Source organism: Pseudarthrobacter sp. CCNWLW207 (genome assembly GCF_037203945.1).
Lineage (GTDB): Bacteria > Actinomycetota > Actinomycetes > Actinomycetales > Micrococcaceae > Arthrobacter.
Window position 1 is genome coordinate 489,926 of sequence record NZ_JBBCBS010000001.1, and the last position, 24,901, is coordinate 514,826.

The window sequence follows — 24,901 nt, forward strand, 5'->3', positions numbered from 1 at the left end:
ACATGACGTGGCTGAACAGTGCCTCTCACGCGCGATGGCTCGAGGCCGAAACCGATCGGCTGATCAATTTCGCCGCGGGTTCAAAGGTGCCCACCGGGTTCGGCTGGCTCGACAACAACGGTGCGGTGTTCACCGATAAGCCGACCCACCTCTGGATTACCGCGCGGATGGTTCATAGTTTCGCCGTCGCTGCCCTGATGGGCCGGCCAGGCGCTGCGACACTCGTCGACCACGGCATCGCTGCGCTCAACGGAGTCTTCCACGATGATGAGTTCGGTGGTTGGTATGCCGAGGTGGACGGGAGCGGACCGGTAAACGACACCAAGTCCGGCTACCAGCACTCCTTCGTGCTCCTCGCTGCTGCCAGCGCCGTCGCGGCCAAGCGCCCGGGCGCCAGGGAATTACTCGATGAGGCGCTGCGGATCGCTGACACGAGGTTCTGGGACCACGACGCCGGCATGTGCTTCGACTCGTGGAACCGGGATTTCACGGAAACCGAAGCATACCGTGGCGGGAACGCGAGCATGCACTCGGTCGAGGCGTACCTCATCGTCGCCGATGTGACCGGGGAGAACCGCTGGCTCGAACGGGCCCTCCATATCGCCGAGGTGCTCATCCACGACTTTGCGCGCAACAACAACTACCGGGTTTTCGAGCACTTCGACCCGGAGTGGAACCCCATGCCGGAGTACAACACCGATGACCGGGCCAGCCAGTTCCGCGCGTACGGCGGAACCCCCGGCCACTGGGTTGAGTGGGCACGCCTGCTCCTGCACGTCCGCGCAGGGCTCGAAGCCCGCAGCATGGAGATCCCGGCCTGGCTGCTGGAAGACGCGCGGGGCCTCTTCGACGCCGCCATCCGCGACGCCTGGGAGCCGGACGGTCATCCGGGATTTGTGTACACCGTCGACTGGGAAGGCAAGCCGGTTGTCACCACCCGCATTCGCTGGGTTCCCGCCGAGGCAATCGGGGGTGCGGCAGCCCTCTACATCGCCACCGGCGACACGAAGTATGCAGACTGGTACGAGCGAATCTGGGACCACGCCCGCGACTGGTTCATCGACTACGAGCACGGGTCCTGGAAGCAGGAACTCGACGAGAACGGCAATGTCACCTCGACAGTGTGGTCCGGCAAGGCGGACATTTACCACCTCTGGCACTGCCTGGTGGTCCCGCGCCTTCCACTGGCACCCGGGCTTGCTCCAGCAGTCGCGGCGGGCCTGCTGGACGCCCGGCTTACTGCGACCGGGTAACACGGGGAACCCGCGGTCCCCCGTGTTCTTGGGTCCCGCAGATAACCGCTATTAACACCCCGCAAACCCCTTGATAGGTGACCATATGGTCACCTATTCTGGGTTGTATGGACGCCGTCTTCAAGGCACTCTCCGACTCCACCCGCCGGGACCTGCTCGATGAGCTTTTCCGGGAGGACGGCCAGTCACTGGGTGCGCTTGGGGCCCGCTTCGAGATGTCCCGCTTCGGGATCGCCAAGCACCTCAGGCTGTTGGAGGAAGCCGGGCTGGTGGTGACCCGCCGTCGGGGCCGCCAGAAACTGCACTTCCTGAATCCGGTGCCCATCCGCCTCATCCACGACCGCTGGGTGAGCAAGTACGCCGAACCATGGGCCGCTGCCCTCAGCGACCTCAAATCCAGATTGGAAAGTCCCATGGAAAAAATCTTCGAAATCTACATCAAAACCACCCCGGAACGGCTCTGGGAGGCCATCACCAACAGCGAGATCCGCAGCAAATACCAGTTTGGAATGAACATCAGCTCAGACTGGACTCCGGGGTCCCGGTTCGAGATGTCACCCAACGGCGGGGACCTCCTGGGCGAAGGCGAGAACAAGGAGGTGGACCCTCCGCGGAAGCTCGTCCAGACCATGCGCGCCCTGTGGGGCGAGGACGTCAAGGCCGAAGGCTGGTCCACCATCACCTGGGAAATCGAACCTGTAGGCGATTCCTGCCACCTCACCGTCACCCACAGCGACCTGCGTGAAGGCGCCAACGAACAGCTCTACGGTGGCTGGCCAATGATCCTCTCCGGCCTTAAGACGTGGCTTGAGACGGGAGAGAAACTCACCACGCCGGGTTCGCTGATGTACACCTAATCCGCCCCTGGGGTTTTTGTCCAGAGACGGCGACTTCACGGCCTTCTTGGTCGCGGTGTCTGGACAAAAACTCCTGTGATATTGCCGTCACGAGGCATAGCCTGAAAGCACCCGGCAGTCCCGAGCCACACGATTGCCGGCCGGAACCAACACTGGGGCCGGAACCAACACTGGGCGTCAGGAGGCGGAGGCAATGGCTTCCATGGAGGGAACCGTGGCGCTGGTGACAGGTGCGGCGGGCGGCCTGGGACAAGCCGTGGCAACCGGGCTTGCCCGCGAAGGGGCGCTGGTTGTGGTGGTGGGGCGCTCCGCTTCGCGGGCCGAAGAGGCAATGAAGGGCATTCGCTCGCGCGTTCAGGACGCCCAGCTTGAGCCGCTGGTATGCGACCTCTCCCTTCAATCCTCGATCCATGCGGCGACCACTGACTTCCTGTCCCGCCATGACCGGCTCGACGTGCTGGTCAACGCGGCGGGCGTGTTCCGCAAGGAACGCCATCTCACCCCCGACGGGCTCGAACTGACCTTCGCTACCAACGTGATGGCTTACTTCCTCCTGACCCGGCTTCTGCTGGACGCACTCAGGAACGCTGCCGTGGCTGGACGGGAGAACACAGGAACAGCCGCACGGCCTGCTGCGGGGCCGCGCACGTCCCGCATCGTGAACATCGCGTCCAGATACGGCAACGCCAAGCTCGACTTTGACGACCTTCAAACCGCGAAGGGCAAGTACAGCTACCTTCGCTCGACACCACCCACCATGCTGGCACGCGTCCTCTTGACCCAGGAATTCGCCGAGCAACTCCGCGGCTCCGGCGTTGTGGCAAACGCCGCCCATCCGGGATTGGTCAAGAACACGGCGCTGCTGCAGGACGTCGGCGGGCCGTTCCGCTGGATCACGAACACGTTCGGTGCCCCCGCCGAAAAAGCGGCCGACACACCACTTTGGCTCGCCACGGCCAACGAAACAGCGGCGGTCACCGGAAAGCTATGGACGAAGCGCAAAGAACTTCCGACGCCGGGCATGGGCTCGGACCCGGAAGCCCGCCAGAGGCTCTGGAACGCGTGCTCCCGCCTCGCCGGACTCACCTGACCATGCTTCGCTAGGGGCTTGCTTGGCCGGCCACTGACAGCCTCCCCCGGAGGCTTAGTCAAGACTAGCCGCGCGGCTGGGGACCCTGATCACCGCTTTGTCCTGTACGGAGGAAGCCGTCCCAGCCGCGGGGCCGTATTTTGCGGACAACAACCATTTCCCAAGCACCAAAGAGCACACCCAGGACCACGGCAACCACCCCAGCCGTGAACCACCCGTCCCGGCCGAAGATCATCAACACGACGCCCACAAAGCACAGGCCCTTTGCAGCTATGTCCAGATACAAAGGTCCTCTCAGGAACTCCATACCTCCACGATATGCCCCTGCCGACACGTGTGATGGACCCGCTCACAATTTATGGGATGGGCCGCTGCCCGGCTGATGCAAAAGCAAAGTGGCGATGCCCTGGGGGCATCGCCACTCTGCCTTGCCGGACGTGTTGGACGTTGGCTGTGTTGGCACTACCCCAGCAGGGTAGTGATCAGCCTGACCGAAGAGGCGATGATCGCGATGAGTCCGATCGCCCCGAAGAGGTTATGCCACCACTTATTCCGCAGGTCACCCATGACAGAGCGCTTGTTGGCCATGATGACGATCAGGATGCCCAGAAGCGGTGCGATGAGGACCGTCAGGGACTGCGCTATGACAATCAGGCCTACCGGCGATGCTTGGAACGACAAGGTAATGATCAGCCCGAAAGCCAGGATGATGCCGGTGACAATGCGGGCGGCAGCTGATCCAGCCTTGGCGCCGCGTCCGAGGGCGTCGGAGAGCATGGTGCCGCCGGCCGTTGCGTTGGCGATCATGGAGGAGAACGCTGCACCGGACAAGCCCAGGGCGAACAGCATGGAACCCACAGGCCCGGCCAGCGGGGCGAAGACCGAGGCGAGGGCGTTGATCGTTCCGGCCTCGGCGCCGGTCTTGCCGAGTACGGCCGCGGCAACCATGATGACGAGGGCGGTCATGATGCCAGGGGCTACGATGCCCGGGATGGTGTCAACGAGGGTGATGTCCCGGTAGTCCGCCCGCGTACGGCGGTTTTCCTTGATGCCGTAGGACGTGTAGAAAGCTGCATTGATGGAGAAGTTTGTGCCGACCAGTGCCACGATGAGGATCTCGCTTCCCGGAGGCAACTGCGGGACCATCCCCTCCAGGGACCTGTACCAGTCGGGCTGGGCAACGATGGTGCTGGCGATGAAGGCGATACCCATCAGGACAACGATGGCCAAGAGGGCTTTTTCGACGATGCCATAGACGTTTTTGAACGCCAGGACGAAGGCGACGGCGGCGGTACAGACAACCGTCCAGAGGACAGGTGAGCCACCGAAGACCAGGGACAATCCCAGGCCCGAACCCACTGCGTTCCCGACCGAGAACATCAGGGTGATACCGAAGACGCCGAAGCCGGCGAGGACCCCCACCCACTTCCCGAGGCTGTCCTTGATGGAGGTGATCAACGATGTCGGAGTGGAAATGCCGAGCCGGACGCTCATGTCCGTGAAGAAGATCATGAGGATGGTGGAGACGGCAATGACCCAGACGAGGGTGTAGTCGAACCGGCTGCCGGCCTGGACGGCGGTAGTGAGGTTTCCTGGACCGAACTGCCAGGCCCCCACCACAAAGGCCGGGCCCATGAGTGCCAGGTAGCCGAGGAAAGTTCTGCGTTTGGCGGGTGGTTTGGAAAGGGAAGGGCTTTCGGGGGTGACCATCTGACCTCGCTGTTCGTCCAGGGTATGGATGGTCCTATTCTGCTCGCGCATTGCGAGTCCTCCTTCTCCAGCTTCAGTGCTGGGGGTCGTCGTTGACCAGGGTGGAGAGTGAAAGTTGGGGCCGGGATGGCGGGCGGTGCCCGCCATCCCGATAGATCCTGGGATCAGGCCGTGCTGGATCAGGCAGCGCTGGTCAGACCGTGCTGGATCAGCAGCGCTGGTCAGGCAGGGACGGTGACGCTGCCGAGGTTGGCGGACTTGAGGGCCAAAGCGATTTCCTCGCCGGCGCCTTCGGCGAGGGGAAGCAGCGGCGGGCGGACAGTGGCGTGGTCCAGGATGCCGCGGGCTACGAGGCCTTCCTTGAGCGCGACGGTGCCTTCCATGTGCGAACCGCGGTGGTAGACGTTCTTAGTGACCGGCAGGAGGCGGTCGTGGATGGCGCGGGCGGCGGCATAGTCCTTGGCCTTACCGGCGGCGATGAGCTCAACCAGCGGCTCCGGCGCGAGTCCGCCGTAGCCCACCAGCGCGCCGTCGACGTCGAACATGGTGTGGAGCAGGTACTCGTCGTGGCAGGTCAGGATCTGCAGGTCCGGGTAGGTTGCCCGCAGGACGGGGATTTCGGTGTCCCAGCGCTTCATGTTCCGGACGCCGTTCTTCGTGGCGAAGACGCCTTCCTGGCCGGCGATTTCCAGCTGGGTCTCGAGGTCGTAGGTTGCCTTGGTGGCATCCGGGTACTGGAACAGGATCAGCGGCAGGCCGGACGTTTCGTAGATTTCCTTGTACCGGGTCTGGGGTGCGCCCTTCTGGTAGCCGAAGCGGAGCCAGCCGTGGGAGGGGTAGACCAGGCCGGCCTCGGCGCCGGCTTCCACTGCACGCTTGGCTTCGAGGGCAGCGACCGTGTTGCCCTCACCGGTGATGCCGGCGATGATCGGGATCCCGCCATTGACGGCGTTCTTGAATTCACGGATGACGAGGGCCTGCTCGTCCTGGGTCAGGAAGGTTCCTTCGCCGGCGTGGCCGAGGACCACCAGGCCCTTGACGCCTTCAACACTGGCCAGCCAGCCGCCCAGGCGGTGGATCGCGTCGACGTCGACGGCTCCGTCGCGGGTGAACGGGGTTACGGGAGCGGGAACCAGCCCGCGGAGATCGATGGTCATGAGAGCTTCCTCTGTCTTGTAGTCGGTGGTTTCCGCTAATGTGAGAACGTTTGCGGGAACGTTTTCATTGTGCGGTGTGTTCCAGCTCACTGTCAAGGGCCAACTGTGAAAGAAGGAGGAAATAGAGTGTCTTCTAGGACAATCGTGAAGAGGAGACCCCACATGGAACCGGTCGCACCCGGCACCACCGTTACCCTGCGGGACGTTGCCGCCGCCAGTGGGGTGAGCCTTTCCACGGCCAGCCGGGCCCTGGATGAACGCGGAACCGCCTCCCGCTCCGCCGCGGCGGAACACGTCCGGAAGGTTGCCGAGGAACTTGGCTATCGCCGGAACTCCTTCGCGTCCAGCCTGCGCCGCGGCGAAACCCGGACCCTGGGGGTACTGGTCCCGCGCCTCAGCGACACCGTGATGGCCCTGATGTTCGAAGAACTGGAGCGCGCCGCCTCGGACCGCGGCTATTTCGCCATGGTGGCCACCAGCGGGGATGACCCGGACGATGAGCGCCGCGCTGCGGAGACGCTGCTGGACCGCAATGTTGACGGGCTGATCCTTGCGACGGCCAGGCTCGACGACGAACTTCCCAAACTGTTGCGCCAGCGGAAAGTGGCACACGCCCTGGTGCTGCGTACCGACGGCGTGAGCCCGTCAGCCCTCGGCGACGACGAGGTGGGCGGGTACCTTGCCACGCGGCACCTCATCGACCTGGGCCACCGTGACATCGCGGTGGTCACGGGTCCGTCCTTCACTTCCACGGGGACGGCCCGCCTGGCCGGTGCACGCCGGGCCATGGAGGAGGCTGGCGTCACCCCGCGGGAAGAGTGGCTGCTGGCGGCTGGCTATGGCATCGAAAACGGCTTCGCGGCCGGGGAGACGCTGCTGGGTAGCGGCCCGCGCCCCACTGCTATTTTCGCCGCCAACGACAACCTCGCCATGGGCATTATCGCGGCGGCGCACCGCTGCCAGGCGATCGTGGGACGGGATCTCGCACTGGTGGGCTACAACGACATTCCCCTCTCGTCGCGGCTCGCCACTCCTCTGTCCTCCGTACGCGTCCCGCTGGACCAGATTGCGGGCAACGCGATCGACCTGATCGTGAACCCCGGCAGGGAACCCCGGATCCGTAAGGCCATGCCCACCCTGATTCCGCGCGAATCCAGCGGGCCACCGCAGCGCGGCGCCTAGGCTTTTGGCGCCCGCCACAGCAGGGTCACACCGAACGCCACGGCGCTGAGCACCAGCATGGCCAGCACCATCAGGCCCCAGCTTGCCTGGTCCACACCGCCGCCGGCGAAGACACCGATCAGCACTGTGGCGGTAATGGCTCCCACATATCGGCAGGTCTGGTAGATTCCGGCTGCCACCCCCCGCTCTTGCGGCCTGACCGAGAGGAACATGCCCTGGTTCGTGGCAATGCCCACCGTCCCGTAGGGAATGCCCATCAGCGTGGTGAGCGCCAGCACCAGGGGAATGGCCAGTGATCCGGTCAGCAGCCACATCAGCGCTGCCACCATGGTCAAAAGTACGACGCCGGCAATCAGCACGCGCCGTACGCCGAATTTTCCCATGGCCCGGACAGCCCAGGGCGTGGCCAGCACAGACATCGCGGCAAGCGGCAGCATAAGGAGCCCCACCAGCCCGGGGTCATAGCCACCGGCTTCCTGCAGCAGTTGAGGCAGGCCAAAAAAGACAAAGTAGTACACGCTGCTGAAGACCGCGAACCCCAGGTAGACCAGCATCAGCGGCCGGTTCCGGCCCAGCAGCCTCAGGTCCAGGAACGGCGGGCTGAAGCGGAGTTCGCGCCACACAAACAGTGCGGCGATGGCGGTTCCGGCGCCAAGCATCCACCAGCGGTAGCCAGGGGCCACATCCAGCAGCGCCATCATGACCAGCAGAAGGGAACCAACAAAAGCTGCGATCCCGGGGATGTCCGAATCCTTGGCCAGCCGGGCAAGACTCCCCCGCTCCCGGACCCCGTCCGCCGGGGCCACCTTCCGCACGATAAGAAGGGTTGCCAATGCCAGCGGGACGTTAACCAGGAAGAGTGCCTCCCAGCCCACCTGGCCTACGAGCAGGCCGCCGGCCACCGGTCCCACCGCCGCCGCGGAGGTGTTTGCCATCTGGATCCTGCCGAGCGGCCGTGACGATTCCGTTCCTGCACGCTGCGCGATGGCACCGACCATGACTACGGCGCTGGGATAGGCCGTGGCGGTGCCCAACGCCATGACGGCGCGGGCCACGCACAGCAGGGCGAAGTTGGGTGAAAAGGGAGCGAGCGCGCACGTGATGGCCACGGTGCCCATGCCCAGCATGAACATGCGCCGCGGCCCGAACCGGTCCGCCAGCCTGCCCATCAGCGGCTGCCCGGCGGCGGAAGCGAGGTAGAAGGACGTGATCACCCAGGTGACGGTAGCGACGTCGAGCCCGAAATCCGCGCGCAGGACCACCAGCGCCACGGCGATCATGGAGGAATTCAGAGGGTTCAGCGCGGTGCCCAGGCTCAGGCCTGCCACCGCCAGACCGGTTCGGGGTTTGTTGCTCACGGAAACAGTCTGGCGCACAGGCCTTTACATCCGCGATTTTGTGACCGCCGCCGCGGCTGGGACTAGGATGTGGTCAACTGACACTTCTGGGGGCAGTATGGAACCGATCACGGTCAAAGGCGGCAAGGGCACGGTAGATCTGGAGGATGGCAGGTACATCCACCTGGTCTGGAACCGCAGTGTCCGGATCGAGGAAGTGGATGCCCAGGAGGCCATGGCAGCAGTTAACGTTGTCGCCGACGGCCATGAGTATCCGATGCTCGTTGACATGGCCACCACCGAGTCCGTGAGCCGCCAGGCCCGGGCCGTCTTCTCGATTCCGTGCGCGGCGTCCAGGATCGCCCTGCTGGGCTCAAGCCCGGTGGATCGGGTGCTCGCCAACTTTTTCCTCAGCCTGCACGTCCCGCCATGCCCCACCCGGTTCTTCACCTCCCGGGACGATGCTATGGCCTGGCTGCTGGCAGAGCCCGCCAACTAAGGGGCAGAAAACCCCCGGCGTCCGGGCACCGTTCCGGGGATTCCGACGGCGTCATCCGGTCCGGCAGCGCGAATCACTTCCACTGCTCCCGCACCAGGCCGTGCGGCACCGCCGGATGGGCGCGCACCACGTAACACCCTTCCCCGACGTCGGTGATCATGATCCCTGTCCCGTGCCGGTCCGCGGCCTCACCCACGGCACGGACGGCGTCGTCCAGAACCCGGCCTACGTCGTCTGACTGGCCCGCCCGGACTTCCACGGCTCCGGCGCTCCTGCTCTCTGGCATCACTGGCCTTTTTGCCCGGCGGAGGCCAAGTCCGGGACCCGGGTTCCGCCGTCGTCCGTCAACTGGACGGCAGTCAGTGGGCCCGCAGTCAGCCGGACCGCAGCCAGCCCGGCCGCAGCCGCCCACGCCTGGGGCGAGCCCGCATGGTGATACCTGACCGGCACGGGGAAGTCCGTCCGCGAGAACCCGCCGAACAGTTCCGGGAGGCTGTTGCCGAAATGCCCGGCCGCCTCACGGATTCCGGTTGCCACAGTCCGGGCGTCGTCCAGGAAGCCGTAGGCGGCCATCCCTTCGGCGGCCAGCATGGTGTCGTGGGGCCAAACAGAACCATTGTGGTAGGACATCGGGTGGTAGTAGTGCTGGCCTTCAGCAAGCGTCCGGATGCCCCAGCCGGTGAAGAAGTCGGGCTGCAGCAGGCGCGAGGTCACCGCACGGGCATCCTCAGCGTTGAGGATGCCAGACCAGAGCAGGTGGCCCGCGTTGGAGGCGAGCGCGTCCACGTGGTGGCCTTCCCCGTCCACGGCCAGTGCCGGGAAGTTCTGCGAATCCATCCAGAACGCTTTCCGAAAACGCGCCTTCAACCCGTCGGCCAGCCCGTTCAAAGTCTCCGCCCAGGCCTGGTCGCCCCAATATTCGGCCGCCAGCCGGGCACATTCCCGCAGCCCGCGCCAGGTGTAACCCTGGACTTCGGCGAGGGCGATCGCGCCCGTCGGTTCGCTGCCGTCGGCTCCGGCCACAGCGTCGAACGAGTCTTTCCAGCCCTGGTGGAGCAGCCCGTTGGGGTCCGGCGTGTAGCGGACAAACCCGGTGTCCTTCAGGCCGCCGTCGCCGAGGATCCATTCCACGGCCGCCCGCGCCGGCTGTTCGAGTTCGCGGATGAGGGCGGCGTCGTCCACGTGCCCCAGCGCCATCAGGAACAGCGGAGTGGAATCAACTGTGCCGTAGTAGCGGCCGTAGGGAACCGCGCCCAGCTGGGCCAGCTCGCTGACGCGCACTTCGTGCACCATTTTCCCGGGCTGCTCCACACGTGCGGGATCATCCACGGTCCCCTGGGTTGCGGCAAGGGCACGCAGCACGTCGCCCAACAGCTGCGGTGATTCTGCCCGCGTCAGCATGGATGTCAGCAGGGAGTCCCGGCCGAACAGCGTCAGGAACCAGGGCAACCCCGCTGCGGGGATGGTCAACTCCGGCTTGACCGGGCACGGCATCAACAGCGAGTCAAGGTCCTTGAGGCTCTGCCTCGCCAACGCGGTCAGCCCCTCCGTGGAACGCACGACGGCGGCTGGCACCGCTGGGTCCGCCTGCCCGCCGGTGGAAGCGGCCGAGATCACCAGGGCCTGCGTCTCCCCCGCTGCCAGTGCCAGGTCCCAGGACAATACGACGCCGACGAAGCGCCCGTCCACCGGCTCCCTGCGGACCGCCGGAGCGATGCTCGCCGTCAGCTCGACGCCGGCCGTGAAGGTCCGGCCCCGGAAAGTATGGGTGTAATCGAAAGTCAGGGCGCCGCCGTCGACCACCGTCAGGCTGCTCGCGGCGCCACTGAGGTCGAAAGTCCTGCCGTCAGTGCGCACAGTGAATTGGTCAGCGAAATCGGTGCCCGCCCGCAGGACCAACCGGGCGGTGATGGGCTCCCTGCCGAGATTCCGGATGCGAAGGGTTTCACGCAGGCCTGCGGCATCCAATTCCTGGGTCCGGAAGACGAAGAGGTCGTGGGTCTGGTTCCGCCGTGCGGCAGGGCTGAGCGCTGTGGTGCGGATGCCGGGTTCGCGGACGTTGCCCACATCCCAGAACGTGGAGTCATTGATCTCCAGTATCCAGCGGGACAGGAGCCGCGTGTCCGCCACGTACAGGCCCTCGGTACCCTGGGCGGGTGCGTCAGCGCGGCCGACGCTGCCATCCGCTGCGCCGCGCATCATGGCGCCGTGGGCCACGAGGACCGAAACTGCTGACGGGGGTGCAAGGGCGGTCATGGCGTGCTCCGGACGTAGGTGGTTTCGAGGGCCAGGGCGGCGGTCCAGCTGAAGCTTCGCGTACCGTGGGCCGCCCCGGTCCAGGGGTCGACGTATTCAGGGAAATCGTGTTCAAGGGCCAGCCTGCCGATGTTGCCGCGCAGGAAGGCCGCTTCCTCCGTAAGTCCCAGCCTTTCCAGGGCCTCGGCAACCATCCAGGACATGTTGAACCAGGCCGGACCGCGCCAGTACAACGCGGGGTTGTGGTCCTCGGCGGTGGCATCGTAACTGGGCACCATGAGGGCATTCCCGTTCATGAAGCGCGGACCGTTCAGGGTTTCCAGCAGGGCCTGGGTGTGGACCTGGTCCGGCAGCAGCAACGGGATCAGGCCGTTGATGGTCGCCTTATGGACCACTGACCCGTCGGTGGCATCGCGGGCTGAGTAGCAGCCCAGTTCCGCGACATACAGCTCCTCCAACGCGGTGGTGATGCGTTGTGCCCGGTCGCGATGTGCTTCCCCGGGCAGGCCCAGCTCGGTGGCAATGTCCGCCAGGGCCAGCTCCGAGACCGCCAGCAGAGTGTTGAAGAGCGGATCCTCCATCAGGAAGGGATAGTCCGGATCGGCGTCGTCGCAGCCGTGGTCCCGGTAGCGCTCAGCCATCCAGAAATACTTGCCGTACTCCTTCTGGCTTGGCCGTTCCCCGGCGTCGGCGTGCTGTAGGTCGGGACGGTCCAGGGTTGTCTTGCAGTCCGCCGGAATCCGTGTCATCACGGTGTCCCACAGGGGCGAATTGTCGGTCCCGGACTCCCAGGGGTGCACAATGCAGGCCAGTCCCGAGCCGCCGCGGTCCCGGCGGCCGGACAGGTATTCGTGCCAATGCACCAGCCTGGGATAGTTCCGCTCCAGGAAGGACCGGCGGCGGGACTCTGCGGGGTCAGCCTGGTGGATTTTCCAGACGGCCCAGGCGTGGTTGGGCGGCTGGACCAGGCCTGCGGTGTCCACTTGCTTCGGGGACCCGGGAATCTTCCGGGACTGCCAGAACGAGGCGCCGGGCGCGTAGTCCTGGTCCCGGTGCGGATCGAAGATGATCTGCGGCAGCCGGCCGTCTTCCCATTGTCCGGCGAAGAGCGCGTCCATTTCCTGGCCGGCGCGGCGGGGCGAGACCCGGCTCAGTCCGACGGCGATGAAGGACGAGTCCCAGCTCCACTGGTGCGGATACAAGCCAGCGGCAGGAACAGTATGGGTTTTCCGCCAGTTGGCCTCGAGCACGGCGATGGAACGGGCAGCGATCCGCGCATCCAGCTCCGCCTGGTCGGCCTCCGCCCGGACATTACCCGGCATCACAGGTACCGCCCCAACAGGGAGGGCACCCGCGGAAGCACTTCTTCCGCGGGTCCGGACAGCCGCGACTCCAAGGCCACTGTGCCGTGGTAGCCGATGGATTTGAGGGTGGCGCCGAATAACGCCCAGTCGATGTTTCCTGCCCCCGGCTCGAGCCGGTTCGAGTCGCTGGCCTGGATATGGCCGATGAATCCGGCAGCGTCCTGGAGGGCAGCAGCTGGATCACTTTCTTCGATGTTCATGTGGTACGTATCCGGAGCCAGCCGCACGGAGTCCAGGCCCACGATCTTCAGCAGCCGGACGCCGTCGGAAAGCCGGTTGATCATGTGGTCCTCGTAGCGGTTCAAGGGTTCGAGGTAGATCTCCACACCCTCGGACGCCGCGTGCTCCCCCAAGGCAGTGAAGGACTCCACGAGCACGGCAGTGTCCTCCTCCTCCGTGCGGGGCGGGACAAACGGGGGCAAGCGCTTGGAGAACATGCCATAGGACGCTGGAGTCATGACGCCCCGGCCGCCGATCTCCGCCATCACGCTCAGCTGCGACTTCAGCTGGACGACGGCGTCCTTGCGCAGTTCGTCGTCGAAGGCACCCACGAAGTGGGACATCTCCACGCAGGCGGTGGGCATCACCACGCCGGCGTTCCTGGCCCGGAGCAGCTCGGGCAGCCGGGCCTTGAACTGCAGTTCGCCAACGGACCGCAGTTCAATGCCGTCGAAGCCCCAGGCCAGGGCATGGTCGAATTTCTCTTCGAGGCTGCGGCCGGGGAGGTGTTGTTCCTGGACGGTGATGAGGGTCATGAGAACTCCAATACAACCTGGAGCGCGGACTGCGCGTCCGTGTCCAGGAGTTCATAGGCTTTGGCGGAATCGGCCAGGGGAAAGGTGTGGGTGACCAGGGATGGGGCGTCCACCAGCCCGTTGGCGAGGTGGTCCACCACGGTCTGCTGCAAGCGCGGGACGGTCCAGCGGGACCGGAGGCGGTTGGGGACGGAGCCGATTTGGGAGGCCAGGAGCTGCACCCTGTTGTGGTGGAACTCCTCGCCGAAGCGGACGCCGGCGGCCTCGCCTTGGTAGAAACCGGCGGCGATAACGGTGCCGTCGGCGCCCACGGCGCGGGTTGCCTCATGCAGCGCGCGGTAGTTGCCACTGAGCTCAATGGCCACGTCGACGCCGGCGCCTCCGGTAAATTTGCGGATCTCTCCTGCCAGTGCAGGGCTCGGGGGAAGTGCATTGACGGCTCCCCATCCCAGGGCCCGGTTGCGGCGGGCGTCGATGCCGTCCACGGCAATGACCTTCGCCCCGTTCAGGACGGCAAAGCGGGTGGCCAGCAGGCCGATGACACCTTGGCCGAAGATGGCAACGGTGGAGCCGGGCCCGAGGTCTGCGGCCAGGACGGCGCTCAAGGCGATGGCGCCGACGCGAACGAAGGCACCGGCCAGCGGATCCATGCCGGCGGGGAGCACGTGTCCGCGGAGTGCTTCCGCGGCGAGGACGCCCTCGTCGCGGTGGCCCCAGATGCCCCACACAATGTCCCCCACCTGGACGGGAGCATCGTTGCCGGCAGCTCCGGCCAGCGGCCCTTCCGGCGGTGCCAGCTCCACAACTTCGCCGACCTCGGAGTATCCCCAGCCGTCGAGTGGATAGCCAAGGGCCTCCTGCCCGGGCTGGAACAGCCGTGACTCTGCGTCCCAGGTGGACGTCAGGTACGGGTTGGTGCCGCGGTAGGCCGTGAGTTCGGTGCCCGCCGAGATTCCGGAATAGATGGTCCGGACCCGCGCCTGGCCGGCTTGGAGCGGAACGGACGGCTGGTCAATGATGGCGACGCTGCGGGGCGCCGCAATACGGAGGAAGCGGGACACTTCGGATCGGTCCTTAGGTTGGCTGAGCGGGCATCTGGAAGCGATGCAACCGAATGTGATGCAAACGACATTAGCACAATCACTAGCCAACTTGTGTATAGACGTTAGGCAGAAATTGCAGTAAGTTCATCACATGAATTCGGACGCCTCCCCGGGGCACTCCCCTGCCACTTATCCCCCCGTCAGGATTGGACTTGTGGGTGCCGGGCAATGGGCCGCGACCATGCACGCCCCGCTGCACAGTGCCGGCGCCGAGACAGAGCTCGCCGGGGTCTGGTCTGCAAGCGGCGGCACCGCCGCGGCGCTTGCCGGGAAGCACGGAGTGCGTGCCTTCGCAACGTTCGAGGAACTTCTTGCTTCCTGCGAGGCCGTGGACTTTGCCGTGCCGCCGCCCGTGCAGGCCGAACTTGCACCCCGTGCGGCCGATGCCGGGCTTGCCCTCCTGCTGGAGAAGCCGCTCGGGGCATCCCTGCAACAGGCAGCAGCCGTGGCGGATGCCGTGCGCCGCAACAAGGTGGCGAACGCCGTCGTCCTTACCAAGCGCTACCACCAGCGAACGCGCAGCTTCCTCGCCGCCGCGACGGAACTGCGGAGCGAAGCGGCCGTGCTCGGCGTCACCGGCACTTATCTTCACGGCGGATTCCTCGATGGCGGGTTCCTGGACACCGCCTCCCGGGCCGGCAACGCCAACAAGGGCTGGCGCGATGAGTTCGGCGCGCTCCACGACCTTGGCCCCCACCTGCTGGACCTGATGGAGCTCACCGCAGGACCGATTGAGGCCGTGCGGGCCGAGGGCAGCAAGGACTACGTCACCATCACCACGTTCCACCGTGACGGCGCCACCGGCCAGGCGTGCCTGTCCGGCTCCGTCCGGCTGCCCCAGGCCAGGACCACCATCAGCGTCTATTCAGCGGCCGGAAGCCTGGATTACACCACCGACGGGATGGACCACTCCGAATGCTGGCCAGCCCTGCGGCGGGAATTCGCCGACGCCGTCCGGCTGGGCAGCGCGGTCACCGTGGATGTGGAGCGGGCCCTGCATGTCCAGGCGCTGGTTGAGGCGGCAGCGCTCTCTGCCCGGGAGCGGCGCATGGTGGCCGTGGCCGAGATCCTGCAGAACGGTTGACGATGCGTGGCCCGGACAATCCGAACTCAGCGGCGGCTTCAATAACGCCGTACGGTGACGGGCATCAGGACCAGGCGCGGCGACGGCGAAGCTTCGGCCGGAGCCGTTGTTCCGTCCAGCCGGTCGAACAGCAGGCGCGCCGCCGCAGCCCCGAGGGCCCGCGCATCATGGGACATCACCGTGAGCGGAATGCCCAACAGGTCTGCCAGCTCAACATCATCGAAGCTTGCCAGCGCCGGCACCGGCGGGCGCGCTGGCCGCTGTGGCACGCCGTCGCGCCATTCGCAGATTGCCCGCAGGGCACCTACGGTGGTTCGGTTGTTGGCGGAGAAAAACGCGGTGGGCGGATTCGGACCGGCAAGCAGCCGCCGAACGGCGCCAGCGGCGGCGTCGGTTTCCCGGACAACCACAAGATGATCCGGAGCCAGGCTGATGCCGGCCCCAGCCAGCGCCTGCGTGAAGCCGTCAAAGCGGCTCTGAGCGGTGGAAATTCCCGCAACATCCCCGAGGAAGGCGATGCGCCGGTGACCGTCGGCCAGGAGTGCCGCTGTTCCGGCAGCAGCGCCGTTGGCGTCGTCCACGAGGACGGCGTCGCGCTCCAGGCCTTCGACGGTCCGGGTGGCGAGGACCAGCGGAACGCCTCCCAACTGCCGTGGGCCCAACGGGTTTCCGCCTTTGCCGGCCGGCACCAGGATCACTCCCTCCAGCTGGCGCGCGGCAAAGTCGGCGAGAAGGCTGCCCTCCCGGCCGGGATCTTCACCGCTGTTGCCCACCACGATGTGCCGTCCGTGCGCGGCGGCAACGTCCTCGACGCCGAGTGCGAACTGACCGTAGTAGGGGTTGCCCAGATTCGTAACTGCCACGCCGATCAGCCCCGTAGGTTTGCTCAGCCGTGTGTTGCGAGCGCTCTGGTTGGGCCGGTAGCCGAGTTTTTCCACGGCTTCCCGGACCCGTTCCTGGACTTCCGGCCGCACGTTCAGGCCGCCGGACATGGTCCGGGAAACGGTCATCGGGCTGACACCGGCCAGCGCGGCGACGTCCCTGACAGTAGGGACGGAAGATGCATTGCTGCGGGCCATGGCCATGCCGTGCTTTCAGTTCGGACTATCCGCCCGGCGGCTTCCTGCCGGGCTGTGTCAACGTTACCAACTGCCAGGAGAGACGCACATGAATGAACTTGAACTGCCCACCCCGGTGCTGGAAATTGGTGGCACCCATGTTACGGCGGCGCTGGTCCGGCACGCGCGGGGCTCCTGGACTGTCGCGGCGGACAGTGTTGTCCGCCAGGACCTTGACGCGCATGCTCCCGCCAGCCAACTCCTCGACACCCTGGCGGCAGCAGCCAACTCACTCGGCACCGGCCACAACGGCCGGTGGGGCGTGGCGCTGCCCGGACCTTTCGACTACGCGAGCGGAATCGCGCGCTACGAGCATGTGGGCAAATTCGACGGGCTCCAGGACGTGGATGTCCGTGCCGGGCTGGCGGAACGGCTGGGTATGGCACTTGGGACAGTCACGTTCCTGAACGACGCCGATGCTTTTGGGATCGGCGAGGTGGCGCTCGGCGCCGCGGGCCGCAGTCGGCGGGCCGTTTGCATCACGCTGGGCACCGGGGTGGGTTCGTCTTTCCTGGCCGACGGCATGCCCGTCAAAACTGGGACTGATGTTCCGCCGGATGGCAGCTGCTACCTGCTGGAATACCGGGGACGGCCGCTCGAGGATACCGTTTCCCGCCGGGCGATCCGGCGGGCCTACGCGGCGGCCGCGGGTGCTTCCGGTTCCGCTGGCGCCCCGGGTGCTGGTGCCGCTGGCGCCCCCGGAGATCCCGACGCCGGTACACCGGATGTGCGCGACATCGCCGAGGCGGCCCGTGCGGGCGACGCCGTGGCCGCCATGGTCCTGGAGCGTGCATTCTCCGCAGTCGGCGAGGCTGCCGCGCCGTATCTTTCGAGTTTCGGCACCGAAGTACTGATTGTGGGCGGCTCGATGACGGGCTCCTGGGACATTGTGGAACCCGCCATCCGGAAGGGCATGGCAGCCGTGGAACCCGGCCTGGCAGCGTTGCCCCTTCGGAAGGCAGAGCGCTCCGAAGAGGCCGGCTTGGTGGGCGCTGCCTATTGGGCAGGGCACAGCGCCGAAGGCGCTTAGTTCACAAGTCCGCCGGCAGCAACGCGGGCGGGCAGTGCCGTCTCCGTCCCTCGGACCGAAGCCTTCACGGTGGCCAGCTTCTGACCCATTCCGGGGCCATGCGGGCTAATGGTGTAGCGGCCCACGGCAGCCGGGACGATGAACGTTTCGGCGTAGCTCACCACAAACGGTTCGAACGCTCCGTCAGGACTTTCCACCACCGCCTGCGCGCCCTCGACAAGGTTCAGGACGTTCACGGTGCCATTGGTGTGGTGCTCCACGGTGTCCGTGAACCAATGCCGCCTGACCTCGATGAATTCCAGTTCGTGCAGGCCGGTGCGCTCCTCGGTCCAGCCCGGACCGGAGCCCAGTTCCTCCACCTGGTCCAGGAGCTGCTCGCGCGCCCACTCGGTGTTGCGGTCCCACTGGATGTTCCGGCTGGCATGGTCAACGTGGATGGGACGCGGCCGGCCATCCAGGCCCACGCGGTCCCAGTCCCACATCTTGAACGTGAAGATGTACGGCGTCGCAGAGATCTCCAGCACCATCGAGTTGGCCCCTGAACAGTGCACGGTCCCTGCCGGGATGGAAAAGTGGTCGTGCTTTTTGGCCGGGAAGGCGTTAACGTAATCCTCCGCGGGGAAGTGTGTGCCGCCGTCGGACGCTTTTTTCAGGGCCGTCACCATGGCCTCCGGGTCCGTGCCAGTCTTGAGGCCGAGGTAGACCACGGCGTCGTCGTCGCAGTCCAGGATGTAATAGCTCTCATCCTGCGTGTAGTGCATGCCGAAGCGGTCCTGGATGTAGTCCGTCAGCGGGTGGACCTGCAGGGACAGGTTGCCGCCGCCCATGGTGTCCAGGAAGTCGAAGCGGATGGGGAACTCGGCGCCGAAGCGGGCGTAGGTCTGCTGGCCGAGGAGCGCCGAGGGCTGGGTAAAGACCACGTTGACCGAGGGCAGCTCCACGATTTCTCCGCCGACATCCAGTAGGATGCTGTTCTCCTCCGGCACGCAGTCGAAGCACCAGGCGTAGTTGTCCGCTTCGGAGTCCAGGCCGATGACCTTCTTCATCCACTGCCCGCCCCACACCCCAGGGTCAAAGAACGGCACCACCCGGAACGGCGCAGCGGCCGCAGCCGCCATTCCCCGGTGGAAGGTGTCGCCAGTGATCAGCTTGGCTTCGGAGACGCTCCGGTTGGTGTCCAAAACGTAGTCGACGGCGGGAAACAGCTGCCGCTTGTGCCTGTCGGCCACCCGCCACTCCACGAAAAAGCTCCGCTTGTACTTGCGCAGGTTGTCTTCGTTGGTGTTGTGGCAGCGCCAGTTGGGGGCGCCGGCACGCTGGCGTTGCTGCAGCTCCCAGCGTGCCATGTCAGCCAGGACCAAGGTGCGCTCGGGCAGCGGCACCAGCGCGGCACCCCAGCCCACCAGGACAACCGGAACGTCCGACGACGCCACTTGGCGGCCGAGGTCAGCCAGCCTTTCGGCGTCGTAGAAGTCGGCCAGGGTGTGGTGGCTCATGACTCCGAAGACGCGGTCATCGGTGAGGTTGGCGGCGATCAGCGAATCGATCTCCGTGATGGGCCTGGCAGCGAGATCTTCCACGTTCATGATCCGGTGCTCCGGCAGTGCCTCGCCGATGAAGGCCACGAGTTCGTCCAGTTTCACCCCGGGATAGGCGTCCACCACAACGGGCCGGCCGTCGCCGGCGATCTCCTGCCAGGCATCCGTTCCGGTCCAGGTCCGCGGGTTGCCGGGGACGGTCACGGTGGGGAATTTGTCGTAGAGGGGTGGTGTGTGGCTCATGGTCTTCCGATCCGGGAATGTTTCTTGATAACGTTACCAGCATTGCACTGGCCCGCTCGGGGCGGGCTGATACCGAAGGGCAGGTGCCGCAATGCGGCGGACGATGGTTTCCTATGGACACTCGTGGGTTGACGGCGACGGCGCGTCCGGGCCGGCCTCCTGCCTGGCCGCGCGGGTGGCTGCCCGGCTGGGCCTGGAGCTGGACAACCGCGGTGTGGGCGGCTCCAGCAGCACCGGAACTGCGGCCCTCGTCCAGGACACGCCTCCCCCACCCGCCACGCTGTACCTGCTGATGACGGGACTGAACGATCTTCGCCTGGGCGGGGACGCGCCGTCGTCCCTTGAGCAGTACACCGCCGCGCTCCGGAGCATCCTTGCCGCCTTCGGCCAGGCAGCCCCCGACGCGCTGGTAGTGGCCCTCGCACAGCCGCCCCTGCTGGACTTCAGCCTGCACGCCCCGCACAATCTGGGGTCCAACGCCCTGGTGGCCACGTACAACGAAGAACTGCGGCGGGTTGCGGCGGAGTTTCCGCAGGTGGTGGTGGCCGAGGCCGCAGGCTGGAACGCTGCCACCATGCTGGACGTGGACACGGTCCACCCCAACGACGCGGGCCATAGCTGCCTGGCCCGCGCCGCCGTCCGCGCTGCTACTGCTGCATGGCAATAACAAGGCCGGCCCAGCTTTGGGGAACGGCACCCAGTCCGCGCCCGTTGTCGGGATTCCAGTACTCCGCCCACCCGCTGGTAGTGGCGCCTTTGGCCGTAAGCTCCGCGAGCGCAGCGCTCTCCTGCTCCATGCCCAGCCTCCTGTAGGCCTGGGCGAAGAGGTAGTTCAGAGGGGGCCACGCCGGTCCGCGCCAGTACGTGTCCGGATCGTAGGCGGGGTGCTCGCGGGCCACGTTGGCAGGGCCGAACTCCGCGCCGAACCGGGCCGGATCCTCAAGCTGTTTCAGGGCCGCCCGCGCCTTGGCTTCGTCCCCGGTGACCAAGGCGCCCATGACGCCGTCGCTGATGGGGATTCGAACCGACGGCCCTCCGCCCACCACCGCGAGATCGGACCAGAGCTGCTCGCCGTCGTCCCACAGGCGTTCGTCCATAGCGGCCGCGAGTTCGGTTGCCCGCGCCTCGAGCGTCGCGTCACCCGTGACGGCAGCGAGTTCGCGGAGGTTGAACGCGGTGTAGGCGTTGAATGCCGCGGGGCACGCTACGAAGCTGGTGGACCAGTTGGCGGCGCCGTCGTCGGAGAAGGAGACCTCGTTCATGCGTTCCTTGTTCCACGCCGTACGGGCCGGGCGGCTGTACCCTTCCTTGGTCCGGCCCGGGGCGCCCCAGTCGTCCCAGCGCGGGGCGTGGTCGTTGCCTGCTTCCCACGGGTGCACCACGTAGATAAGCCCCTCGGGACTCCGCCGGTTCTCCCACAGCCAGTCCAGCCCCGCCCGCGCGTTTGCAAGCGTTTCCTCTGAGAGTGGAATGCCGGCGTCGGACAGCACCCGTGCGGCGTGCCCGAACATGGGCGGCTGCGTCAGCGACGACGTCCCGGTGAGCGGGCCCAGCCAAGTGTCCGGGCCGGCGCCGCCGTAACGCATGTGCGGCACCATGCCGTTGTCCAGCTGCCCCGCCAGGACGGCGTCGAGCTCCTGGACCGCACGTGGATCACCCAGTTTGGCCCAGATGATGGCGTGGAAGCATGAGTCCCACAGCCACAGATGCGGGTAGGTCCCGGGGTTCGGCACGGAATAGCCGTGTTCCGGGCGCCAGTGCGCGTCCATAAGGGTGCGCACCGTGCCTGCAAGACCGGCGTCAGTGGTGCGGCCCATCACCCTTTCTCCGCGCCTGCGGTCAGGCCTTCGGTCAGGAGCCGCTCGGCGGCAAAGAAGATGATGATGATGGGCAGCGTCAGGATGACCGAGCCGGCCATCAGGACGGTGGTGGGCACCTCGATGCTGCCGGCCAGCTGGGACAGGCCCAGCGAAACGGTCCAGCTTGGCCTGGTGTTGACCAGGAACAGCAGGGCGAAGAGGAATTCGTTCCACGCGATCATGAACACGAACAGGCCGTTGGAAATGATGGCCGGCATGGCCAGCGGCAGGCTGATCCGGCGCAGCACGCCGAGCCTGCTGCAGCCGTCCAGGGCCGCAGCTTCCTCCAGGCTGGTGGGGATGGTGTCGAAGTAGTTGCGCAGCATGTAGATGGTGACAGGGATGACCTGGGCCACGTACACGATGAGCAGCGCCACCAGCTGGCCGCGAAGGCCCAGCCTCGTGAAGAACGTGAACAGCGGAATGGCCAGCAGGATGCTTGGGAAAAGGTACACCGCAAGGAACAGGGCGCTGACCTGGCGGCGGCCGAAAAAGTTCAGCCGGCTAATGGCGTAGGAACCTGGAATAGCCACGAGCAGCGAGATGAGCACGGTGCCCAGCGCCACCATGGCCGAGTTGCCCATGAACTTCAGGAAGCCCTGCCCGCCGTCCTCCTGAGGGGTCAGGATGCTCCGGTAGGAGCCCCAGTCCAGTTCGCCGAATGGAATGACCAATGAACCCGGATCACGCAGCAGCGCATCCAGCGGCCGGATGGACAGGACGAACATGTAATAGAACGGGAACAGCGTCACCAGCACCAGGCCGACGATCACCACCCAGCGCAGCACACCGAAAACTTTGGTTTCGATCACGTCCCGCGTCCAGCGCGAACCCTCCGGGGGCCGGGACGGGGAGGCCGGGCGTCTCGTTTCGACGGGAATCGCCATCAGGAGACCTCCTCTTTCTTGCCGAAGAATTTAATGTAGATGCCCACCATCAGGCCGAGGATGACTGCCAGCACCAGCGCCTGGGCGGATGCCGCTCCGATGTCACCGCGGGCGGTCAGGAAGTTGAACACGGTCACGGCCACGACTTCGGTGCCGCCGCCACCGCCGGTGAGCAGGTAGATGTCATCGAAGCTGTTGAACGTCCAGATGAAGCGCAGCACGGACAGCATGGCGATGGTGGGGAGCAGTTGCGGCAGGATGATGTGGAAGAAGCGCTGGATGGGGGTAGCCCCGTCCACCCTGGCCGCTTCCTCCAGGCTGTCCGGAATGGCGTTGATCCGGGCGGTCAGGAACAGGAAGGCGAACGGGAAGGACCGCCACATTTCGAACACGATGACGGCGATCAGAGCCGTGGGGATCTCAAAGTTCAGGCCCAGGAAGGACACTTCCCTGGCCCGCTCGCTGAGGAAGGGGATGGATTCCTCCCAGCCGAGCAGCCGCTTGCCCCAATAGTTGATGAGCCCAAACTGCGGATCCAGCATGGTGGTCCAGGTAAACGTCACGGCAACGATGGGTGACACGTACGGGATCAGCATGGAAGCCCGGATCAGGGTCCTGCCTTTGAAGGGCTTGCGGAGTGCCAGGGCCGCGATCAGCCCGAGGATGATCGCGCCGGCGGTGCCGAAGATGGAGTAGGCCAGCGTCGTCCCCAGCGAGGTGAAGAAGCTGCTCGAGAACACGTTGTCGAAGTTGGCAAGGGTGTACGGGCCGAAGATTCCGGCCGTCCGGATATTCAGGATCCGGACCCGCTGGAAGGCAAGCACCAACGTCCACAGGATCGGCAGGACCACCATGACTAAAACCAGGACCAGGGTGGGCGAGAGCAAGGTCAGGCCAGCCCGCTGCTCCTCCTTTGCCATGGGGGAAAGCTTGCGGCGCCCCCGCAGGCCGGCGGCCGATGCCGCCGGTCCTGCAGGAACGTCCTTTTTGACAGAACTCACTTCAGCGAGCCCTGAATCGAGCGAAGGGATTCAGCGGCCTGCTTGGCTGCGGTTTCGGGATCCACTCCGCCGGAGGTGACGTCACTGACAGCCTTGGCGATAGGCAGTTCGCCCAAAGCCGCGCCCACGAGGTCGCCCTGGCCCTGGGTGATGCCCCAGCGCTTGAGCTCATCCGGGCCCTGTTCCAGGACGGACAGCACATCCTGGGAGTAGAAGTTGCCCAGGGGTTCCTTCTTGTCCACGCCGGCAGGCATGGTCTTCCACTTGTCCGCGTACTCGGTGGGGTTGTCCACCGTGCCTGCCCTGACCGGGAGCCGGCCTTCAGGAGCGATGGAGAGCCAGTCAACGTAGCCCTCGGTCATGAAGTACTCCACGAACTTGCGGGCAGAATCCGAGGCGGAGTCCTTGGTGACTGTCCAGGAGACAACTTCACCGAACTGTGCCGGCTGGTCGCCGTCCGGTCCCTGGATGCCGGTTACAACGCCGGTGTTCTTGGCCAGGAAGGACGGGTCGGCCACGCACTCGGCGCACGTGGGCTTGGCATCGTTGCGAAGGCCCGCCATCTCGTCCAGGAGGAACGTTGACCAAATGGACATGGCGGCCTGGCCGGCGAAGTAAGAAGCACGGACCGTGTCCACGTCCTGGGCGCCCGGAACAGAGTAGTCCTTCAGCATGTCGCGGTAGAACTCCAGGGCACCGATGCATTCAGGGCTGTCGAAGGTGATGTCGCCCTGGTCGTTGACCATTTCGCAGCCGTTGCCCTGGGCAATGTGCTCGAAGGTCTGCTGCGTAAAGGCCTCGCCGGGCTTGTTGGCAGCCGCGATCCCGGCCAGCTGGGGGGTATCGAGCTTCTGCGCCGCGGCCTTGATGTCGTCATAGGTCTTCGGCGCCGCTATGCCGGCCTTTTCGAAGAGGTCCTTGCGGTAGTACAGGAGCTGCTGCCAGGAGGAATCAGGCACTGAGAGCTGCTGGTCGCCATCGCGGGTAAGTTCCAAGGCCCGTTCGGAGAACGTGCTTTCGTCGAGGCTTTCAACGATTGCCTTGTTGCTGTCGGCATCCACCAGGTCGTTGGCAGCCAGGGTCCGGACCTGGGCCAGCGAGATGGAACCGATCACGTCCGGGAGGTCGCCGGCGGCCGCCGAGGACGTCAGGACCTGGTTGAACTGGTCTTCCGGCACGCCCACGAGCTCAACTTCGACGCCGGTGGCTGCCGTGAACTTATCGATGATTGCCTCTGTCTTGGCCACCCGGTCCGGGAGGGTATCCGCCGTCCAGACTGTGATGGCTTGGGCACTGGCGTCGGGGCTTGAGCCGTCATCCGTGCCTTCGTTGGGCGTGCAGGCCGCCAGCATTGCCACGGTCAACGATGCAGCTGCCAAGACGGCCATGCTGGACCGGCTTCTGGTTCTCATCACTTCGATGCTCCTGTCTTCGGCGGTGCCTTGAGCGGCCCCGCGGATTCGCGCTTTGCTCCCCCGTTCCACCGGCACTGGACCACTTTGGCCGGGCCAGCGGAAGAGGTGCTGGAAAACTCCCCGGCCGTGAGCGCAGTCACAATCCCGGGACTTGTGCCTAAAG

General features: G+C 65.9%; 23 protein-coding genes. 8 read left to right on the forward strand and 15 right to left on the reverse strand.

Annotated elements, in window-relative coordinates:
* Positions 1-2 precede the first annotated feature (2 nt).
* From V9L17_RS02195 to V9L17_RS02205, 3 genes are all read left to right on the forward strand, one after another.
* The gene (locus V9L17_RS02195) at positions 3-1,253 is read left to right on the forward strand and encodes an AGE family epimerase/isomerase (RefSeq protein WP_337350296.1); all 1,251 of its coding nucleotides are present in this window, start codon (positions 3-5) and stop codon (positions 1,251-1,253) included.
* Positions 1,254-1,360: 107 nt separating this feature from the next.
* Positions 1,361-2,110 (forward strand): ArsR/SmtB family transcription factor, encoded by a 750-nt coding sequence (locus tag V9L17_RS02200; RefSeq protein ID WP_337350297.1) that lies wholly within the window; start codon positions 1,361-1,363, stop codon positions 2,108-2,110.
* A gap of 193 nt (positions 2,111-2,303) precedes the next feature.
* Positions 2,304-3,200: an SDR family NAD(P)-dependent oxidoreductase gene (locus tag V9L17_RS02205; RefSeq protein WP_337350298.1), complete on the forward strand. Its 897-nt coding sequence runs from the start codon at positions 2,304-2,306 to the stop codon at positions 3,198-3,200.
* Between the two features lie 64 nt (positions 3,201-3,264).
* On the opposite strand, the gene V9L17_RS02210 is transcribed toward V9L17_RS02205, so the two are convergent.
* The 3 genes from V9L17_RS02210 to V9L17_RS02220 form a co-directional block, all read right to left on the reverse strand.
* A complete protein-coding gene (locus V9L17_RS02210; RefSeq protein WP_337346450.1) occupies positions 3,265-3,507 on the reverse strand; it encodes a hypothetical protein in 243 nt (80 codons plus the stop codon).
* Positions 3,508-3,662: 155 nt separating this feature from the next.
* Positions 3,663-4,961: an Nramp family divalent metal transporter gene (locus V9L17_RS02215; protein ID WP_337350299.1), complete on the reverse strand. Its 1,299-nt coding sequence runs from the start codon at positions 4,959-4,961 to the stop codon at positions 3,663-3,665.
* A gap of 170 nt (positions 4,962-5,131) precedes the next feature.
* Positions 5,132-6,067, reverse strand: coding sequence for a dihydrodipicolinate synthase family protein (locus V9L17_RS02220; protein ID WP_337350300.1), 936 nt, complete (start codon positions 6,065-6,067; stop codon positions 5,132-5,134).
* A gap of 162 nt (positions 6,068-6,229) precedes the next feature.
* Here V9L17_RS02220 and V9L17_RS02225 point away from each other — a divergent pair, with 162 nt between their 5' ends.
* The gene (locus tag V9L17_RS02225; protein WP_337350301.1) at positions 6,230-7,249 is read left to right on the forward strand and encodes a LacI family DNA-binding transcriptional regulator; all 1,020 of its coding nucleotides are present in this window, start codon (positions 6,230-6,232) and stop codon (positions 7,247-7,249) included.
* Here the strand turns inward: V9L17_RS02225 and V9L17_RS02230 are convergent.
* Positions 7,246-8,607: an MFS transporter gene (locus tag V9L17_RS02230; RefSeq protein WP_337350302.1), complete on the reverse strand. Its 1,362-nt coding sequence runs from the start codon at positions 8,605-8,607 to the stop codon at positions 7,246-7,248. The genes V9L17_RS02225 and V9L17_RS02230 overlap by 4 nt on opposite strands.
* A gap of 97 nt (positions 8,608-8,704) precedes the next feature.
* Here V9L17_RS02230 and V9L17_RS02235 point away from each other — a divergent pair, with 97 nt between their 5' ends.
* The gene (locus V9L17_RS02235) at positions 8,705-9,085 is read left to right on the forward strand and encodes an STAS/SEC14 domain-containing protein (RefSeq protein WP_337350303.1); all 381 of its coding nucleotides are present in this window, start codon (positions 8,705-8,707) and stop codon (positions 9,083-9,085) included.
* 73 nt (positions 9,086-9,158) lie between these two features.
* Here the strand turns inward: V9L17_RS02235 and V9L17_RS02240 are convergent, their stop codons facing one another.
* From V9L17_RS02240 to V9L17_RS02260, 5 genes are read right to left on the reverse strand one after another with little or no spacing between them, the layout of a single operon-like run.
* Positions 9,159-9,371 (reverse strand): hypothetical protein, encoded by a 213-nt coding sequence (locus tag V9L17_RS02240; RefSeq protein ID WP_337350304.1) that lies wholly within the window; start codon positions 9,369-9,371, stop codon positions 9,159-9,161.
* On the reverse strand, positions 9,371-11,341 hold the full coding sequence (locus V9L17_RS02245; protein ID WP_337350305.1) for a glycogen debranching N-terminal domain-containing protein: 1,971 nt from the start codon (positions 11,339-11,341) through the stop codon (positions 9,371-9,373). Before V9L17_RS02245 ends, V9L17_RS02240 begins: the two co-directional genes overlap by 1 nt.
* The gene (locus V9L17_RS02250) at positions 11,338-12,663 is read right to left on the reverse strand and encodes an MGH1-like glycoside hydrolase domain-containing protein (RefSeq protein ID WP_443198000.1); all 1,326 of its coding nucleotides are present in this window, start codon (positions 12,661-12,663) and stop codon (positions 11,338-11,340) included. The genes V9L17_RS02245 and V9L17_RS02250 overlap by 4 nt, the downstream gene beginning before the upstream one ends.
* On the reverse strand, positions 12,663-13,460 hold the full coding sequence (locus V9L17_RS02255) for a sugar phosphate isomerase/epimerase family protein (protein ID WP_337350307.1): 798 nt from the start codon (positions 13,458-13,460) through the stop codon (positions 12,663-12,665). The genes V9L17_RS02250 and V9L17_RS02255 overlap by 1 nt, the downstream gene beginning before the upstream one ends.
* Entirely contained in the window at positions 13,457-14,521 is a 1,065-nt protein-coding gene (locus V9L17_RS02260; protein WP_337350308.1) for a zinc-dependent alcohol dehydrogenase, read from the reverse strand. Before V9L17_RS02260 ends, V9L17_RS02255 begins: the two co-directional genes overlap by 4 nt.
* Before the next feature lie 133 nt (positions 14,522-14,654).
* On the opposite strand from V9L17_RS02260, the gene V9L17_RS02265 reads away from it, so the two are divergent.
* Positions 14,655-15,647: a Gfo/Idh/MocA family protein gene (locus V9L17_RS02265; RefSeq protein WP_337350309.1), complete on the forward strand. Its 993-nt coding sequence runs from the start codon at positions 14,655-14,657 to the stop codon at positions 15,645-15,647.
* Positions 15,648-15,685: 38 nt separating this feature from the next.
* On the opposite strand, the gene V9L17_RS02270 is transcribed toward V9L17_RS02265, so the two are convergent.
* A complete protein-coding gene (locus V9L17_RS02270; RefSeq protein WP_337350310.1) occupies positions 15,686-16,726 on the reverse strand; it encodes a LacI family DNA-binding transcriptional regulator in 1,041 nt (346 codons plus the stop codon).
* A gap of 88 nt (positions 16,727-16,814) precedes the next feature.
* On the opposite strand from V9L17_RS02270, the gene V9L17_RS02275 reads away from it, so the two are divergent.
* Positions 16,815-17,795 carry an ROK family protein gene (locus tag V9L17_RS02275; RefSeq protein ID WP_337350311.1) on the forward strand — a complete coding sequence of 327 codons (981 nt, stop codon included), beginning with the start codon at positions 16,815-16,817 and terminating at the stop codon, positions 17,793-17,795.
* On the opposite strand, the gene V9L17_RS02280 is transcribed toward V9L17_RS02275, so the two are convergent.
* A complete protein-coding gene (locus V9L17_RS02280; protein WP_337350312.1) occupies positions 17,792-19,576 on the reverse strand; it encodes a class I mannose-6-phosphate isomerase in 1,785 nt (594 codons plus the stop codon). The genes V9L17_RS02275 and V9L17_RS02280 overlap by 4 nt on opposite strands.
* 91 nt (positions 19,577-19,667) lie before the next feature.
* Here V9L17_RS02280 and V9L17_RS02285 point away from each other — a divergent pair, with 91 nt between their 5' ends.
* Entirely contained in the window at positions 19,668-20,243 is a 576-nt protein-coding gene (locus V9L17_RS02285) for an SGNH/GDSL hydrolase family protein (RefSeq protein WP_337350313.1), read from the forward strand.
* Here the strand turns inward: V9L17_RS02285 and V9L17_RS02290 are convergent.
* The 4 genes from V9L17_RS02290 to V9L17_RS02305 are packed head-to-tail and all read right to left on the reverse strand — an operon-like array spanning position 20,224 to position 24,735.
* Positions 20,224-21,393 carry an MGH1-like glycoside hydrolase domain-containing protein gene (locus tag V9L17_RS02290; RefSeq protein ID WP_337350314.1) on the reverse strand — a complete coding sequence of 390 codons (1,170 nt, stop codon included), beginning with the start codon at positions 21,391-21,393 and terminating at the stop codon, positions 20,224-20,226. The two genes, V9L17_RS02285 and V9L17_RS02290, sit on opposite strands and share 20 nt — an antisense overlap.
* Positions 21,393-22,322 (reverse strand): carbohydrate ABC transporter permease, encoded by a 930-nt coding sequence (locus V9L17_RS02295; protein ID WP_337346433.1) that lies wholly within the window; start codon positions 22,320-22,322, stop codon positions 21,393-21,395. Before V9L17_RS02295 ends, V9L17_RS02290 begins: the two co-directional genes overlap by 1 nt.
* On the reverse strand, positions 22,322-23,323 hold the full coding sequence (locus V9L17_RS02300; protein WP_337346432.1) for a carbohydrate ABC transporter permease: 1,002 nt from the start codon (positions 23,321-23,323) through the stop codon (positions 22,322-22,324). Before V9L17_RS02300 ends, V9L17_RS02295 begins: the two co-directional genes overlap by 1 nt.
* Positions 23,320-24,735, reverse strand: coding sequence for an ABC transporter substrate-binding protein (locus V9L17_RS02305; protein WP_337350315.1), 1,416 nt, complete (start codon positions 24,733-24,735; stop codon positions 23,320-23,322). Before V9L17_RS02305 ends, V9L17_RS02300 begins: the two co-directional genes overlap by 4 nt.
* Positions 24,736-24,901 lie beyond the last annotated feature (166 nt).